Source organism: Micromonospora sp. NPDC005257 (genome assembly GCF_042872445.1).
Classification (GTDB): Bacteria; Actinomycetota; Actinomycetes; order Mycobacteriales; family Micromonosporaceae; genus Micromonospora.
Genome location: NZ_JBIAKL010000001.1, coordinates 580,319 through 594,591 on the forward strand (window position 1 = coordinate 580,319; position 14,273 = coordinate 594,591).

16 protein-coding genes are annotated in these 14,273 nt (G+C 74.9%); 12 read left to right on the forward strand and 4 right to left on the reverse strand.

Annotated features, from left to right (window positions below):
* Positions 1-20: 20 nt before the first annotated feature.
* The 3 genes from ACFYO8_RS02360 to ACFYO8_RS02370 form a co-directional block, all read right to left on the reverse strand.
* Positions 21-983, reverse strand: a complete 963-nt coding sequence (locus ACFYO8_RS02360; RefSeq protein WP_355095109.1) for a helix-hairpin-helix domain-containing protein — start codon at positions 981-983, stop codon at positions 21-23.
* Between the two features lie 243 nt (positions 984-1,226).
* Complete coding sequence (locus ACFYO8_RS02365) at positions 1,227-1,574, reverse strand: TcmI family type II polyketide cyclase (protein WP_354863712.1); 348 nt, start codon at positions 1,572-1,574, stop codon at positions 1,227-1,229.
* Positions 1,575-1,636: 62 nt separating this feature from the next.
* On the reverse strand, positions 1,637-2,437 hold the full coding sequence (locus ACFYO8_RS02370; protein WP_387188262.1) for a BTAD domain-containing putative transcriptional regulator: 801 nt from the start codon (positions 2,435-2,437) through the stop codon (positions 1,637-1,639).
* 433 nt (positions 2,438-2,870) lie between these two features.
* Here ACFYO8_RS02370 and ACFYO8_RS02375 point away from each other — a divergent pair, with 433 nt between their 5' ends.
* Genes ACFYO8_RS02375 through ACFYO8_RS02410 form a run of 8 tightly spaced genes read left to right on the forward strand, consistent with a single transcriptional unit; the run spans position 2,871 to position 10,561 of the window.
* Positions 2,871-3,224, forward strand: a complete 354-nt coding sequence (locus ACFYO8_RS02375; protein ID WP_354863708.1) for a TcmI family type II polyketide cyclase — start codon at positions 2,871-2,873, stop codon at positions 3,222-3,224.
* Positions 3,221-4,966: an acetyl-CoA carboxylase carboxyltransferase subunit alpha gene (locus tag ACFYO8_RS02380; protein WP_387256685.1), complete on the forward strand. Its 1,746-nt coding sequence runs from the start codon at positions 3,221-3,223 to the stop codon at positions 4,964-4,966. Before ACFYO8_RS02375 ends, ACFYO8_RS02380 begins: the two co-directional genes overlap by 4 nt.
* Positions 4,867-5,427: an acetyl-CoA carboxylase biotin carboxyl carrier protein gene (accB, locus tag ACFYO8_RS02385; RefSeq protein WP_387188325.1), complete on the forward strand. Its 561-nt coding sequence runs from the start codon at positions 4,867-4,869 to the stop codon at positions 5,425-5,427. The genes ACFYO8_RS02380 and accB overlap by 100 nt, the downstream gene beginning before the upstream one ends.
* Positions 5,427-6,938: an acetyl-CoA carboxylase biotin carboxylase subunit gene (locus ACFYO8_RS02390; protein WP_354863702.1), complete on the forward strand. Its 1,512-nt coding sequence runs from the start codon at positions 5,427-5,429 to the stop codon at positions 6,936-6,938. Before accB ends, ACFYO8_RS02390 begins: the two co-directional genes overlap by 1 nt.
* Complete coding sequence (locus ACFYO8_RS02395) at positions 6,935-7,642, forward strand: SRPBCC family protein (protein WP_354863700.1); 708 nt, start codon at positions 6,935-6,937, stop codon at positions 7,640-7,642. Before ACFYO8_RS02390 ends, ACFYO8_RS02395 begins: the two co-directional genes overlap by 4 nt.
* Complete coding sequence (locus tag ACFYO8_RS02400) at positions 7,639-8,049, forward strand: cupin domain-containing protein (RefSeq protein WP_354863698.1); 411 nt, start codon at positions 7,639-7,641, stop codon at positions 8,047-8,049. Before ACFYO8_RS02395 ends, ACFYO8_RS02400 begins: the two co-directional genes overlap by 4 nt.
* Positions 8,046-9,317: a beta-ketoacyl-[acyl-carrier-protein] synthase family protein gene (locus ACFYO8_RS02405; protein WP_354863696.1), complete on the forward strand. Its 1,272-nt coding sequence runs from the start codon at positions 8,046-8,048 to the stop codon at positions 9,315-9,317. The genes ACFYO8_RS02400 and ACFYO8_RS02405 overlap by 4 nt, the downstream gene beginning before the upstream one ends.
* Entirely contained in the window at positions 9,314-10,561 is a 1,248-nt protein-coding gene (locus ACFYO8_RS02410) for a beta-ketoacyl synthase N-terminal-like domain-containing protein (protein ID WP_354863694.1), read from the forward strand. The genes ACFYO8_RS02405 and ACFYO8_RS02410 overlap by 4 nt, the downstream gene beginning before the upstream one ends.
* 13 nt (positions 10,562-10,574) lie before the next feature.
* Here the strand turns inward: ACFYO8_RS02410 and ACFYO8_RS02415 are convergent, their stop codons facing one another.
* Positions 10,575-10,718 carry a hypothetical protein gene (locus tag ACFYO8_RS02415; protein WP_354863692.1) on the reverse strand — a complete coding sequence of 48 codons (144 nt, stop codon included), beginning with the start codon at positions 10,716-10,718 and terminating at the stop codon, positions 10,575-10,577.
* A 280-nt stretch (positions 10,719-10,998) separates the two neighbouring features.
* Between ACFYO8_RS02415 and ACFYO8_RS02420 the strand changes: the two genes are divergently transcribed.
* The 4 genes from ACFYO8_RS02420 to ACFYO8_RS02435 all read left to right on the forward strand — a co-directional run bounded on the left by ACFYO8_RS02420 (position 10,999) and on the right by ACFYO8_RS02435 (position 14,205).
* Entirely contained in the window at positions 10,999-12,393 is a 1,395-nt protein-coding gene (locus ACFYO8_RS02420; protein WP_354863690.1) for a fatty acid--CoA ligase family protein, read from the forward strand.
* A gap of 180 nt (positions 12,394-12,573) precedes the next feature.
* On the forward strand, positions 12,574-12,837 hold the full coding sequence (locus ACFYO8_RS02425) for an acyl carrier protein (RefSeq protein WP_354863688.1): 264 nt from the start codon (positions 12,574-12,576) through the stop codon (positions 12,835-12,837).
* Entirely contained in the window at positions 12,837-13,082 is a 246-nt protein-coding gene (locus ACFYO8_RS02430; protein ID WP_354863686.1) for an acyl carrier protein, read from the forward strand. Before ACFYO8_RS02425 ends, ACFYO8_RS02430 begins: the two co-directional genes overlap by 1 nt.
* Positions 13,075-14,205: a beta-ketoacyl synthase N-terminal-like domain-containing protein gene (locus tag ACFYO8_RS02435; protein ID WP_357707955.1), complete on the forward strand. Its 1,131-nt coding sequence runs from the start codon at positions 13,075-13,077 to the stop codon at positions 14,203-14,205. Before ACFYO8_RS02430 ends, ACFYO8_RS02435 begins: the two co-directional genes overlap by 8 nt.
* Positions 14,206-14,273: the final 68 nt, after the last annotated feature.

Genomic DNA, 14,273 nt, shown 5'->3' on the forward strand with positions numbered 1-14,273 from the left:
GCCCGGATTGCGGATGCGGACTACTCGGCGCCGGCCGGCAGCACCCGCTCGGCGTCGGCGGGCGCGCCCGCCAGCACCTTCGCCTGCTGCGGCCAGGTGGCCAGACCGGGCGCGGCCCGCAGCCCGGCGGCCTTCACGGTCTGCCGCAGCGCGGCCTCGTCCAGCTCGGCGAGCTGCCGGTAGGTGCGGATCCCGGCCTCCTGCAGCGCGGCGGCCAGCTTCGGCCCGATGCCCTGGATCCGCCGGAAGTCGTCCGGCGCGGTGTCGGCCGCGTCCGCCGGCACGTCGTTCTCGGCCGACGCGCGCGGCGCGGGCACGACGGTCGGCGCGGCGGCGACCGGCTCGACGGCCTTGACGGGCTCGTCCGCCTCGGGCGTCTCAGCCGGCGTGGCATCCGCGGTGGGCTCTGCGGCCGGGCCGGCCGGCGACGCCGTGGCGTCGGGCTCGTCGGCGAGCGTCGACTGCGCCGGCACGGCGACGGGGGCGCGCTCCGGCTCCGCCGCGAAGGGCTCCGACTCGGCGACGAGCGCCGGAGACCCGGCCGGTTCGTCCACATCGGTGGCGGTCGAGGCCGTCGCGGGCTGGTCCGCACCGACGAACGTGGAGGCCGGCGCCTCGGCCGGACGATCGGCGGTGAGGGAAACCGGCTCGGCCTCGGCGACGGGCTCGGCGGCCACCGGGGAGGGCTCCGTCTCGGCGACTACCGGCGACGGCTCGTCGGCGGAACGGGCGGTCGCCACGGCCGGCTCGGCGGTCACCGCCTCGGTGGGCGCGGGCTGCTCGGCAACCGTCGCGGTGGCCGGGGGCTCGTCGACCACCGCGACCGGGCTCGGCGCGTCGACGGTGGCGGTCACCTCGGGGGCGGTCTCCGCCGAGGACGGCGCCGGTGCGCCGGACCGGCGGCCGACGACGAACCAGCCGGCGCCGAATCCGATGAGCAGGGCCAGTATCACGAACAGCCACTGCCCGAAGCTCGACGGCATGGCCACCTCCTTCTATGTACGTGCACGACGAGGGCGAAAGACTCGGGGCAGCTTCGCACACGCGCGCGGCGTACGACAGGCAGGCCGGGGTCGGGCCGCGCCGGTGGGACCGGAGGTGTCGGCCGGTGGCCGGCGGGTGACCGAGCGTGCGTCGCAGGAGGCCGGCGACGGCGGGGGGAGACGCCCCGGAACCCGGGTGCCGTGCGTGGTTCCGGGGCGCCCCGTCCGTCGCCCGTGGCCGGTCTAGTGGATCCGGCCGGGCGCGGGCGCCTCGGCGGCGTCCCAGCTGTAGAAGCAGCCGGCCACGGCGTCGCGGGGGGAGTGCCAGGTCGGCAGGTACGCCGAGGTGTGTGCGGAGAGCCGCTTGTTCACCTGCTCGTACAGCGGGTTGTCGCGCAGCTCCCCGGTCAGGCCGGGGGCGACGTCGACGGTCTCCATCAGATGGACGCACAGGTCGTGCAGGTAGTACAGGGACCGGTGCCGGACGCCGGTGAGGTGGGGAAGTTCGGTGGCGTCGGCCTCGGCGAAGATCTGCGCCACCCGTCCCTGTGCGCCCGGCACGATCCGGCTGACCACCAACAGTCGACTCATCGTGACCCCTCTCGCCGCCGCGGTCCTTCGCTCACCGTGCCGGTCGCGCTGTCACCTCGCCGTCACCGCGTACCCCGGGGCATTGATGGGGGGGCCGCCTTGGCGGACCGGTTCGTGCGGCGCGGCGGCGGCGGGTCCGGGCGGCTGGCCCGGCGGATCGGCGCGAGGGTGTCGTCGAGCAGCGTGGTCATCGCCGGGGACGGTTCCAGGCGCAGTTCGCGCAGGAGCAGGTCGCGGTAGACGTAGAAGGAGTGGACCGCCTCGAACGCGTTGCCCTCGGCCAGGTGGATGCGCACCACCAGGCGGTGCGGGGTCTCCCGCAGCGGCTCGGCGGCCATCGCCTCCAGCGCGGCCTCCAGCGCCTCGCCGTGCCGCCCGGCGGTGAGGTGGTTGCCGGCCAGCTCCTCCAGCATGTGCAGGCGTAACTGGCGCAGCCGTTCGCGTTCCAGCAGCACCCAGTCGTCGTACCAGCCGGGGAGCAGGTCGTGGCGTCCCGCGCCGGTGGCGCCGCGCGGGACGGCGCCCTCGCGAACCAGCGTCGCGGTCTCCACCAGGTCGTCCACGTCGAGACGGACGGTGGGTCCGAGGCGGACGGTGTCGCCGTCGGTGCGCAGCGGGCAGCACGGATCCTGCCGCAGCCGCCACAGCGCGGTACGCAGCGACGACAGCGCCCGCTCCTCCGGCGTCTCCGGCCACAGCAGCCCGGCGAGATGGCTGCGGGTCGCGGCCGGACGCAGGCCGATCAGGGCGATGACGCGCTGCAACCCCCGGGGTACGACCACCGGCGCGTCGTCGTGCAGGAGCTGGAAGCCGCCGAGCAGGCGCAGTGTCACCCGGGGCGCGGGTTCGCCCGCCGTCGGCATTCTCGACCCACCCGACACGGCGAACCCCCCAGCACCGGAACCCTCGTCCCGACCGTTATCCGTTGCCCGGACCGCCGCCCGCGACGCGGGTGTCGGAACGCCTCCGCCGCGGCCGGGAAACCTCCACGATGGCCGGGCTGACCGAGACGGAGAATATCAATGCCTGTTACTCTCAGTCAACGCACGGTCGTTCACCCGACTGCTCTCCGTGGGCCGGTTACACGGCTGTGATCTGCGAATAAGTGTCGCCCAGCCGGGACCGGAAGGCGATCTTCGCATAGCTCACGCACAGCTTGCGTCAACGCAGCGTCACCATCTCTCTGTGGCGCGGCGGGCCCGGTTGACGCCCGGTAGACGCCGTCGGCGCGACCGTGTGGCGATCCGTGCGGCGCGACCGGTTCGCCGCGCACCGGGACGTACGCAGGAGGCGCGAATGGACCGTTCGCTCATCGTCGCCAAGGTGGTGCCGACGGCCGAGGACAGGGTGGCCGAGATCTTCGCCGAGTCCGACGCGACCGAGCTGCCCGGCCTGGTCGGCGTCCGGCACCGCTCGCTGTACCGGCTGCACGACCTCTACGTCCATCTGCTGGAGACGGAGACGCCGGCGCAGGGCGCTGTGGAGGACGCCCGGGGACATCCGGAGTTCGTCCGGATCAGCGAGCGGCTGCGGCCGTACATCTCGCCGTACCTGCCGACCTGGCGCTCGCCGCGCGACGCTATGGCGCACTGCTTCTACCGGTACGACGCGCCGGCCCACCTGCGCGACACCGCCGGGCGGCCACAGTGACCACCACCGCCCCGCGCGACGAACAACTCTGGTCGAGGTGCGACGGGTGCGCGTCGCTGCTCTACCGCAAGCGGCTGCGCCGCAACCTGGACGTCTGCCCGGAGTGCGGCTCGCACGCGCGGCTGGACGCGCCGGACCGGGTGGCGCAACTGACCGACCCGGACTCGTTCGTCCCGCTGCCCGACCCGGCGGCACGCGTCGACCCGATCGGGTTCGTCGACGAGCTGCCGTACCCGCACCGGCTCGCCGCGGCCCGCGCGGCGACCGGCCTGGACGAGGCGGTGCTCTGCGGCACCGCCCGGCTGGGCGGGCACCCGGTCGCGTTGGCGGTGATGGACTTCCGCTTCCTCGGCGGCAGCCTCGGCTGCGCGGTCGGTGAGCTGATCACCCGGACCGCCGAGCGGGCTCTCGCCGACGGCGTCCCGCTGGTGCTGGTGACCGCGTCCGGCGGCGCCCGGATGCAGGAGGGCGCGCTGTCGCTGATGCAGATGGCCACCGTCAGCCAGGCCCTCGCGGGGATGCGCGAGGCGGGCCTGCTCACGGTCAGCGTGGTCACCGATCCCACGTACGGCGGGGTGGCCGCCTCCTTCGCCACCAACACCGACCTGGTGCTCGCCGAGAGCGGCGCCCGGCTGGGTTTCGCCGGCCCCCGGGTGATCCGCCAGGTCACCGGCGCGAAGCTGCCGGAGGGCTTCCAGACCGCGGAGTACCTGCTGCGGCACGGCCAGGTGGACATGGTGGTGCCCCGGCACGCGCTGCGGGGCCGGCTGGCCGCGCTGCTCGCCGCCGCCGACTCGGGCCGCCGCGCGCCGGAGACAGCGCCCGCGCCGCGCCCGGCCACCGCGTCGACCGTGACCGCCCGGCCGGACCGCGACCCCTGGGAGACGGTACGCACGGCGCGGCACCCGGGCCGGCCGACCACACTGGACTACCTGGAGACCGCGTTCGACGGGTTCGTCGAGCTGCACGGCGACCGGCTCGGCGCGGACTGCACGGCGGTCGTCGGCGGCATCGCCCGCCTGGACGGCCGGCCGGTGATGGTGATCGGCCACCAGAAGGGTCACACCACAGCCGAGCTGGTGACCCACAACTTCGGCATGGCCAGCCCGGCCGGGCACCGCAAGGCGCTGCGGCTGATGCGTCTCGCGGCGCGGCTGCGGCTGCCGGTGGTGACGCTGGTGGACACGCCCGGCGCGGATCCGGGAGTGAGCGCCGAGCAGCAGGGCCAGGCGGCGGCCATCGCGGAGAACATCCTCGCGCTCACGGTGCTGCCCACGCCGGTGGTGGCGGTGGTCACCGGGGAGGGCGGCAGCGGCGGCGCGCTCGCGTTCGCGGTCGCCGACCGGGTGCTCATGCTGGAACACGCTGTCTACTCGGTGATCAGCCCGGAGGGTTGCGCGGCGATCCTCTGGCCGGACAGCTCGGCCGCCCCGCAGGCAGCCCGCGCACTGCGGCTCACCGGCGCCGACCTGTGCCGCCTCGGCGTGGTCGACGAACTGGTGCCGGAGCCACGCCCGGCCGCGCACGCCGACCCGGGCGGCGCCGCCGAGCTGCTGCGCCGGGCGGTCGCGGCGAACCTCGCCCCGCTGCTCACCGTCCCGCCGGCCACCCTGGTCCGCCGCCGGAGGCAGCGCTTCCGCCGATTCGGCGCGGCCCGCTCCGCCGGACCGTCCCCGGCCGGCACGTCTGCGGCGTCGCCGCCGGCTGCCTCCCCGGCCGGTGGCCGGGCGGAGGTGGCGTGATGGCCGACGCCGAGGCCGAGCAGGTGCTCGACGGGCTGCGCCGGCAGGCCCGCCAACTCGTCGCCGACCTGGCCGGGCCGGTGCGCCGGGTGCGGCTGCGCAGCGGCGAGTCGGTGCTGGAGGTCGAATGGCACGATCCGGCGCTCCCGGCGCAGCGCGCCGCCGAACCGGGCGAGGCCCTGCCCGCGCGGTTGCCGGCGGTCGACCGGCCGGCCGTGCGCTCACCCGTCGTCGGCACGTTCTACCGGGCCCCCGAGCCCGGGGCGATGCCGTTCGTCGCGGTCGGCGACATGGTCCGCCCGGGCCAGGTGGTCGGCATCGTCGAGGCCATGAAGCTGATGAACGAGGTGACCGCCGGCCAGGCCGGACGGGTGGTCGAGGTGCTCGTCGACGACGGCAAGCCCGTCGAGTACGACCAGCCGCTGATCGCCCTGGAGCCGGTCACCGGACAGGACTGCTGATGTTCGACAAGGTGCTGATCGCCAACCGGGGCGAGATCGCGCTGCGGGTGCTGCGTGCCTGCCGGGAACTCGGCGTGCGCACCGTGGTGGTGCACTCCAGCGCGGACACCGACTCGCTGCCGGTGCGGCTCGCCGACGAGGCGGTACGCATCGGCCCGGCGGCCAGCCGCCGCAGCTACCTCAACGCGGCGGCGATCGTGGAGGCCGCCCGGCAGACCGGCGCGCAGGCGGTGCACCCCGGCTACGGCTTCCTGTCGGAGGACGCCGACTTCGCCGAGATCTGCGCCGAGAACGGCCTGGTCTTCGTCGGCCCGCCGCCGCAGGTGATGGCCGCGCTCGCGGACAAGTCGACGGCGCGGGCGCTGATGAGCGGGGCCGGGTTGCCGCTGCCGCCGGGCAGCGTCCGGACGCTGCCCACCGTCGCCGAGGCGCAGGAGGTGGCCGCCGAGGTGGGCTACCCGGTCATCGTGAAGGCAGCGGCGGGCGGTGGCGGGCGCGGCATGACAGTGGTGCGCTCGGCCGCCGAGCTGCCCCGCGCGTACGCCAGGACCCGCGCCGCCGCGCAGGTCGCCTTCGGCGACGACCGGGTGTACGTCGAGCGGTACCTCGCCGACGCCCGCCACGTCGAGGTGCAGGTGCTCTGCGACGGCCACGGCAACGGCGTGCACCTGGGCACCCGGGACTGCTCGGTACAGCGCCGGCACCAGAAGCTGATCGAGGAGGCGCCCGCGCCCGCGCTGCGGCAGGCCACCCTGGACACCGTCGCCGAGGTGGCGCTGCGCGGCGCGCTGTCGGTCGGCTTCACCGGCGCCGGAACCGTGGAGTTCCTGGTCGACGAGGCCGAACGCTGCCACTTCCTGGAGATCAACTGCCGGATCCAGGTGGAACACCCGGTCACCGAGATGGTCACCGGCATCGACCTCGTGCAGGAACAGCTGCACGTGGCGTACGGCACCCCGCTGCGGCTGCGCCAGTCCGACGTCCGACTGCACGGCGTGGCGATCGAGTGCCGGGTCAACGTGGAGGACCCGGATCGCGACTTCGCGCCCGCCCCCGGCCGGCTGGACCGGTTCCGGCCGCCGGGCGGCCCGTTCACCCGGGTCGACACCCACGGCCACGCCGGCTACCTGGTCAGCCCGCACTACGACTCGCTGCTGGCCAAGGTCGCGGTGTGGGCGCCGGACCGGGACGCCGCGCTGGACCGGCTCGACCGGGCGCTGGCCGAGTTCGACGTGGCCGGCCCCGGCGTGCGTACCACCATCCCGTTCGCCCGGCGGGTGCTGCGCGACCCGGCGTTCCGCGCCGCCCGGCACACCACCGCCCTGGTGGAACGGCTGCTCACCCCACCCGCCGACGACGCCCCGCCCGACACCCCGCCCGCCGACGGCACGGTCGCGGCGTCCCCGGCGCGGGCCGTCGTGCCCGACCCGCGCGGCGCGACCGGACCGGACGGCCGTACCCCCGTCAGCGCCGTGCCCGCCGCAGGCCCGACCACTTGGAGGAACCGATGACAGTCGCCCCCGACCGCCCGCTCACCCGCGAGATCACCGACATCCTGGTCACGCACTGCGGCCTGGACCCGGACGCCGCCGCCGACGCGCCCGCGGCGAGCCTGGAGGAGCTGGGCATGGACTCGCTGGCGCTGCTCGAACTGTCGGCGGTGGTGGCCGACAGGTGGCGGGTGAAGATCCCCGAACAGGCCGGGCAGCTCAGCATCGCCGGCGTCGCCGACCTGGTGGCCCGCAGCTCGGATCCACCCGGGCACACCGAGAACTCCGTGGAGATCGCCGCGCCGCTGCCGCTGGTCTGGGAGATCACCAACGACGTGGCCCGGTGGCCGGACCTGTTCACCGAGTACGCGGTGGCGGAGATCCTGCACCGCGACGGCGACACCGTGCGTTTCCGGCTCACCATGCACCCGGACTCCAACGGCGTGTCGTGGAGCTGGGTCAGCGAGCGCACCGCCGACCCGGCCGCCCGCGAGGTGCACGCCCGGCGCGTCGAGACCGGCCCGTTCGAGTACATGCGCATCCACTGGCGGTACGAGGAGACCCCGGTCGGCACCCGGATGACGTGGACGCAGGACTTCGCGATGAAGCCGGACGCGCCCGTCGACAACGCCGGCATGACCGACCGGATCAACACCAACAGCGGGATCCAGCTCGCCGTGATCAAGGAGAAGGTCGAGCGGGCGCACGCGGGAGGCGCGCGATGACCGACACCACCACCGCCCGCGTCTCCGTCCACGACGTACCCGCCGACCGCCGCCGCGGCGGGGAGCTGCGGGTGCTGCTCGGCCCGAAGACGGTCGGCAGCACCTCCGGTTTCATGGGCGTCGCCACGCTCGCCCCCGGGGAGCGGATCGCCGAGCACTATCACCCGTACAGCGAGGAGTTCCTCTACGTCGCCCGTGGCGTGATCACCGTCGACCTGGACGACGCGCCGGTGCCGCTCGCCGCCGGGGAGGCGCTCTACGTGCCGAAGGACGTGCGGCACCGGCTGCGCAACACCGGCGACGAGCCCGCCGAGGTGGTGTTCCACCTCGGACCGCTCGCGCCCCGTCCGGAACTGGGCCACGTCGACACCGAGAGCGCGGCGCCGCCGCCACGGGAGCCGTCGTGACCGGCCGGCGCACCGTGGTCACCGGCATCGGCGTCGTCGCGCCCGGCGGCGCCACCCGGGACCGCTTCTGGAAGACGATCACCGAAGGGCGCACCGCGACGCGGCGGATCAGCTTCTTCGACCCGTCGCCCTTCCGGTCCCAGATCGCCGCCGAGTGCGACTTCGACCCGGACGCCGCCGGGATCACGCTCGCCGAACGGCAGCGCGCCGACCGGTACGTGCAGTTCGCGCTCGCCTGCTCCGCCGAGGCGCTCGCGGACAGCGGCCTGGTTCTCACCGACGCCCAGCGCCTACGCGCCGGGGTGGTGCTCGGCACCGCCGTGGGCGGCACCACGGCCCTGGAGCAGGAGTACGTGCGGGTCAGCGACTCCGGCCGGCACTGGCTGGTCGACCACGCGCTCGGCGGGCCGTACCTCTACCAGGCGCTGGTGCCCAGCAGCCTGGCCGCCGACGTGGCCTGCCGGCACGGCCTGCACGGCCCCGCGCAGGTGATCTCCACCGGCTGCACCTCCGGCATCGACGCCATCGGGTACGCCCACCAGCTCGTCGCCGACGGCGAGGCCGACGTGGTGCTGGCCGGCGCCGCCGACTCGCCGATCTCCCCGGTGACCGTCGCCTCGTTCGACGCGATCGGCGCGACCAGCCCGGACAACGACGACCCGGAGCACGCCTCCCGGCCGTTCGACGCCGACCGGCACGGGTTCGTCCTCGCCGAGGGCGCCGCGGTGCTGGTGCTGGAGGAGGCCGAGCACGCCCGCCGCCGGGGCGCGCACGTCTACTGCGAGGTCGCCGGGTACGCCGGCCGCAGCAACGGCTTCCACATGACCGGGCTGCGCCCCGACGGCGCGGAGATGGCCGTGGCGATCAGCGACGCGCTGCGTCAGGCCCGGCTCGCCCCCGCGGCCGTCTCGTACATCAGCGCGCACGGCTCCGGCACCCGGCAGAACGACAGACACGAGACGGCCGCGTTCAAGCGGGCGCTGGGGGAGACGGCGTACCGGGTGCCGATCAGCTCGATCAAGTCGATGGTCGGCCACTCGCTCGGCGCCATCGGCTCCATCGAGATGGCCGCCTGCGCGCTCGCCATCGAGTACGGCGTGGTCCCGCCCACGGCGAACTGGACCACCCGCGACCCGGAGTGCGACCTGGACTACGTGCCGAACGAGGCCCGGGAGGTGCCGGTGGACGTGGCGCTGTCGGTGGGCAGCGGATTCGGCGGCTTCCAGTCGGCGATGGTGTTCCGCCGGCTCGCGGTGACGCCGTCATGACCGCCCGGGCCGTGGTCACCGGCATCGGCGTGGTCGCGCCCAGCGGCATCGGGGCCGAGGCGCACTGGAACACGGTGGTCGCCGGCACCCGGCGCACCGGGCCGATCACGCTGTTCGACCCGCAGCGCTACCCGACCCGGGTGGCCGGGGAGGTGGCCGGCTTCGACCCGGCCGGGTTCAGCGACACCCGGCAGCGGGTGCAGACCGACAGGTGGACCCACCTCGGCTTCGCCGCCACCAAGCTGGCGCTGGCCGACGCCGGGCTGCCCGAGGTGTCGCCCGACCCGTACAAGTGGGCGGTCACGCTCGCCAGTTCCTCCGGCGGCAACCTGTTCGGGCAGCGGGAACTGCAACGGCTGTGGGGCGGGCCGAGCCGCACCGTCGGGGCGTACCAGTCGATCGCCTGGTTCTACGCCGCGAGCGTCGGCCAGCTGTCGATCCGCCACCAGTTCAAGGGACCGTCCGGGGTGACCGTGTCCGAGTCGGCCGGCGGGCTGGACAGCCTGGCGCACGCGGTGCGCACCGTCCGCCGGGGCACGCCGGTGGTGATCGCCGGGGCGACCGAGTGCCCGCTCAGCCCGTACGCGCTGGCCTGCCAGTTGCGTTCCGGCCTGCTCAGCGACGTGGCCGACCCGCAGCGCGCGTACCGGCCGTTCGACGTCGCGGCCAGCGGTTACGTGCCGGCCGAGGGCGGCGCGGTGTTCGTGGTCGAGGACCTCGGGCACGCGCTGGCCCGGGGCGCCCGCGTCTACGGGGAGATCACCGGCTGGGCGGCCACCCACGACGCCGCGCCCACCGACCCGGCCACCGGCCCCGACCCGGCCCACTACGCCCGCGCGCTGCGGCTGGCGCTGGAGCGCGCCGGGGTACGCCCGCACGACGTGGACGTGATCTGGCCGGACGCGCTCGGCGTGCCCGCGTACGACCGGGCCGAGGCGACCGCGCTGCGTACCGTGTTCGGGGCCCGGACCCCGCCGGTGACCACGCAGAAGCCGCTGACCGGCCGGGCCCACCAGGGTGGGTCCGCGCTGGACGCGGCCACCGCGCTGCTGGCGTTCCGGCGCGGCATGCTGCCCGCCTCGGCCGGCCCGGATGAGCCCGCGCCCGGCTGCGAGCTGCCCTTCCTGCGGCAGCCCCGCCCGCCGCGCAGCCGGATCGCGCTCGTCGGAGCGCGCGGCTTCGACGGGTTCAACAGCGCGCTGGTGCTGCGCGGCGCCGCGCCCCCGCCGACCGTCACCGGCTGAGCGCCGGCGCAGGTCACCTCCGCCGGTCGGCGCGGCGGCGCAGTGAACGACCGGCCTCCCGGGCGCGGCCGGGCAGCCACAGCCGCAGGCCGATCAGCACCAGGATCAGCACGACCAGCAGGACCAGGTAGAGACCGCGCATGGTTCCTCCGATCATCCTGGCGGGCCACCTCGGTCCGCCGGAAGCGGAGTTCCCCGCGCGGCCGCACCTCAACCCGCCGTGCAGCGCGCAGGGCGGCACAGCCGGCGGGCCACCAAGCCGGCGTGCGCCCGATCCTGCCTGTCCGATCGAGCCTGAGCAATCCACCCAGCCGCCGTTTTTGATCTAGCCATTTGCATCTGGTGATGCAAAAAGGGCCGCCGTAGGGTTCCGTCCGTACCCGAACGACGTACCGCTGGGCGGATCGCCCAGTTCCTCAGTGGAACGGTGGCTGGTCGTGACTGCACATCCCGTGGCGGAGGATCCCGCCTCGACGACGGACTGGGTGGACGACATCCTGTTCACCGGACACGACACCGATGTCTGCCTCCGCCTGCCCGAACCGGTCGACAAGGGCACGCTGCGCCGGCTCGTCGGCGAGGCGCAGGCGGCGCTCGCCGAGGCCGGGCTGCGCGCCGGAGGCGCCGCCGCGCTGCGCCTTCCGCCTTCGCTGGCGTACGTGGCGTATCTGCTCGCCACCTGGCGTACCGGCGCCCAGGCCGTGCTGCTCGACCACCGGCTCACCGACCACGAGGTCGACCAGGCGCTGCGCCGGCTCGGCCCGCAGGTGGTGGTCGCACCGGCCCGCTCCGGTGGCGGGGCGCTGAGGATCTTCGTCGACGTCACCGCCGGGGTCAGCGCGTACTCCGACCGCCCGGCGGGCAGCCCGCACGCGGTGATCCAGCTCAGCTCCGGCTCCACCGGGCCGTCCAAGGTGATCGGCCGCACCGCCGCCGACCTGATCGCCGAGGTGCACCGCTACACCCGCATCGACGGCGTCGCGCTGCCCGGTGAGCGGATCATCCTGCTGCCCAGCATGGTGCACGTGCTCGGCCTGGTCGGCGGCCTGCTCTACGGGCTGCACGCGGGCGTCGAGCTGTGCCCGCCGGAACGGCTCAGCGGGGACGCGATCCTCGCCGCCGTCGCCGCGCAGGACACCCCGGCCACGGTGCTCGGCGTGCCGTTCCACATCGGGCTGCTCGCCTCCACCACCCCGGCCGGGCCGCTGCCCCAGCTCAAGCGCATGACCACCGGCGGCGAGCTGGTGTCCGCCGCCGTGGCGAAGGCGTTCACCGACCGCTACGGCGTGCCGTTGGGCAACATGTACGGGATGACCGAGGTCGGCGTCATCGGCACCGACCTGTACGGGCGGCACCGGCCCGCCATCGCGCCCGCCCCCGGCATCCAGGTACGCGAGCGCGACGGTGAGCTGTGGGTGTCCTGTCCGGACAACCCGTACGTCGGGCCGGCCGACCCGACCCGCTGGGCCGACGGCTGGCTGCACACCCGCGACGCGGGCGCGGTCGACCCGGACACCGGCCTGGTCACCATCAAGGGCCGGCTGGACTCGCAGGTGTCGGTGGGCGGCCTGAAGGTCGACCTGACCGAGGTGGAGGCCACGGTCGCCGGGCTGCCCGGCGTCACCGCCGCGGTGGTGGTCTGGGACGACGGCATCACCGCGTACGCGCAGACCGACGGCTCGCTGACCGAGGAGACGCTGGACAAGCTGATCGCCGAACGGCTGGCCGGCTTCAAGCGTCCCCGCACCCTGCGCCTGCTCGACCAGATGCCCCGCACGACCACCGGAAAGCTGGTCCGGTCCGTCCCGGCGCTGCGGGACGCGGCGTCGTGACCGGCCCCCTGTACGAGCCGCACGCCCGCCGCACGCCCGCCGGACGTCCGGTCCACCCCGAATCCCGCCCCGGACCGGCCGGGCAACGCGTCACCAGCGCGCCCGACGCGGCCGGTTCCCACGCACACGGTGTCCCGACCGGGCACCGTCAGCCGGTACACGGAGAAGAGGTCTGAACCCATGCGAGACGAGGTCCGCACCTTCGTCATCGAACAGCTCGCCGACATGAACTACGACGTGGAGGAACTTGACGACGACACCACCCTCGGCCCTTCCGGTGTCGACCTGGAATCGCTGGCCCTGGCCGACCTCGCGGTCCGCGTCGAGGACCGGTACGGCCTGAAGTTCGCCGACGACGAGTCGGAGAAGATGGCGCTGATGACGGTCGGCGAGTTCACCACGATGGTCGCCGACCGGGTGGTTCCGAACAGCGACAAGTCCTGATGTCCGGTCAGCCCGACCTGGGGCGAGCTGACCTGGTGAGCATGCTCGCCGAACTGACCGCGAAACCCGTCGACCAGGTGCCGGACCGGCTCGGCTCGATGGAGCTGGCCTGGCTCGTGCACATGGTCGAGCAGCGCTACGACCGCCGGCTGGACCTGAGTGACGACCAGCTCGCCGGCATCCGCACCGTCGACGACGCGCTCGCGGTGTTCCACACCTCGCTCACCGCTCCCGCAGATGGTTGAGCGGGAGACCGTACGGATCACCGGCACGTACGCGCTCAGCGCCCTCGGCAGGGGTGCCGACGCGCTGCTGGCCGGGGTGCTCACCGGCACCCCGGCGTTCGGGCCGGTGCGCCGTTTCGACACCACCGGCCGCCGGGTGACGGCGGCGGCCACCCTGCCGGAGGTCGGCACGCTCGCCGACGAGCTGGCCGACGGAGTCGACGCTGCCGCCCGGGCCGCCGGGCTGGACCGGGCCGCCCGCGCGGACTCGGCGCTGTTCCTGGCCACCCACGGCGGGCCGCACTCGCTGCCCGTACCGCAGGGGCAGGACTCACCGACGGTGCCGGCGCTCGCCGGTCACCTGGCCGAGCGGTGCGGCCTGGGCGGGCGTACCCGGATCTACACCACCGCGTGCGTCTCGGCGAGCAGCGCGGTCGCCGACGCGGCGGCGCTGATCCGCCGGGGCGACCTGGAGCGGGTCGTGGTCGCGGCCGGTTACCTGGTCGAACCGGACCAGTTCGCGTTGTTCGACGCCGGGCGGGCGCTCGCCGCCGACGGCGCGGTACGCCCGTTCAGCGCCGGCCGCAAGGGCCTGCTGCTGGGCGACGGGGTGGCCGTCGTGGTGCTGGAGTCGGCGGGCGCCGCCGCCCGGCGGGGCGCCGAGACGCTGGCGAACGTGGCCGGCTGGGGGCGGGCGGGGGACGCGTACCACCCGTGCCAGCCGCACCCGGACGGGCTCGGGCTGGCCCGGGCGGTCGAGGCGGCGCTGCGCCGCAGCGGGCTGTCCCTGGACGCGATCGGCTACGTCAACGCCAACGCCACCGGCACCCCGTTCAGCGACGCCTCCGAGGCGGCGGCGCTGACCCGCGTGTTCGGCGAGGACACCGGACGGCTGCCGGTCAGCTCCACCAAGTCCGTGCACGGGCACGCGCTGGAGGCGTCCGGCCTGCTGGAGCTGGTGGTGACGGTGCTGGCCCTGCGGCGCGGCAAGCTGCCGGGCACCGCCGGCTGGCTCGGCCCCGACCCGCAGTGCCCGCTGGACGTCATCCGCGACGCCCCCCGTCCCGCGAGAACCGAACACGCCCTGACCCTCAACGCCGCCTTCGGCGGCGCCAACACGGCCCTCCTGGTGAGCACCTCATGACCGCCCGCGCCCCCGCCCCCCACCCCGGCCTCCCGCGATCGTGCACTTCCGGCCCCGGCGAAACGGGC

What these genes read in the sequence shown, in the direction of transcription:
- ACFYO8_RS02435 (WP_357707955.1), top strand. Translation starts at nt 13,075, where the DNA reads ATGGTTGAGCGGGAGACCGTACGGATCACCGGCACGTACGCGCTCAGC.
- ACFYO8_RS02430 (WP_354863686.1), top strand. Translation starts at nt 12,837, where the DNA reads ATGTCCGGTCAGCCCGACCTGGGGCGAGCTGACCTGGTGAGCATGCTC.
- ACFYO8_RS02400 (WP_354863698.1), top strand. Translation starts at nt 7,639, where the DNA reads ATGACCGACACCACCACCGCCCGCGTCTCCGTCCACGACGTACCCGCC.
- ACFYO8_RS02410 (WP_354863694.1), top strand. Translation starts at nt 9,314, where the DNA reads ATGACCGCCCGGGCCGTGGTCACCGGCATCGGCGTGGTCGCGCCCAGC.
- ACFYO8_RS02375 (WP_354863708.1), top strand. Translation starts at nt 2,871, where the DNA reads ATGGACCGTTCGCTCATCGTCGCCAAGGTGGTGCCGACGGCCGAGGAC.
- ACFYO8_RS02360 (WP_355095109.1), bottom strand. Translation starts at nt 983, where the DNA reads ATGCCGTCGAGCTTCGGGCAGTGGCTGTTCGTGATACTGGCCCTGCTC.
- ACFYO8_RS02390 (WP_354863702.1), top strand. Translation starts at nt 5,427, where the DNA reads ATGTTCGACAAGGTGCTGATCGCCAACCGGGGCGAGATCGCGCTGCGG.
- ACFYO8_RS02370 (WP_387188262.1), bottom strand. Translation starts at nt 2,437, where the DNA reads ATGCCGACGGCGGGCGAACCCGCGCCCCGGGTGACACTGCGCCTGCTC.
- ACFYO8_RS02395 (WP_354863700.1), top strand. Translation starts at nt 6,935, where the DNA reads ATGACAGTCGCCCCCGACCGCCCGCTCACCCGCGAGATCACCGACATC.
- ACFYO8_RS02425 (WP_354863688.1), top strand. Translation starts at nt 12,574, where the DNA reads ATGCGAGACGAGGTCCGCACCTTCGTCATCGAACAGCTCGCCGACATG.
- ACFYO8_RS02415 (WP_354863692.1), bottom strand. Translation starts at nt 10,718, where the DNA reads ATGATCGGAGGAACCATGCGCGGTCTCTACCTGGTCCTGCTGGTCGTG.
- ACFYO8_RS02365 (WP_354863712.1), bottom strand. Translation starts at nt 1,574, where the DNA reads ATGAGTCGACTGTTGGTGGTCAGCCGGATCGTGCCGGGCGCACAGGGA.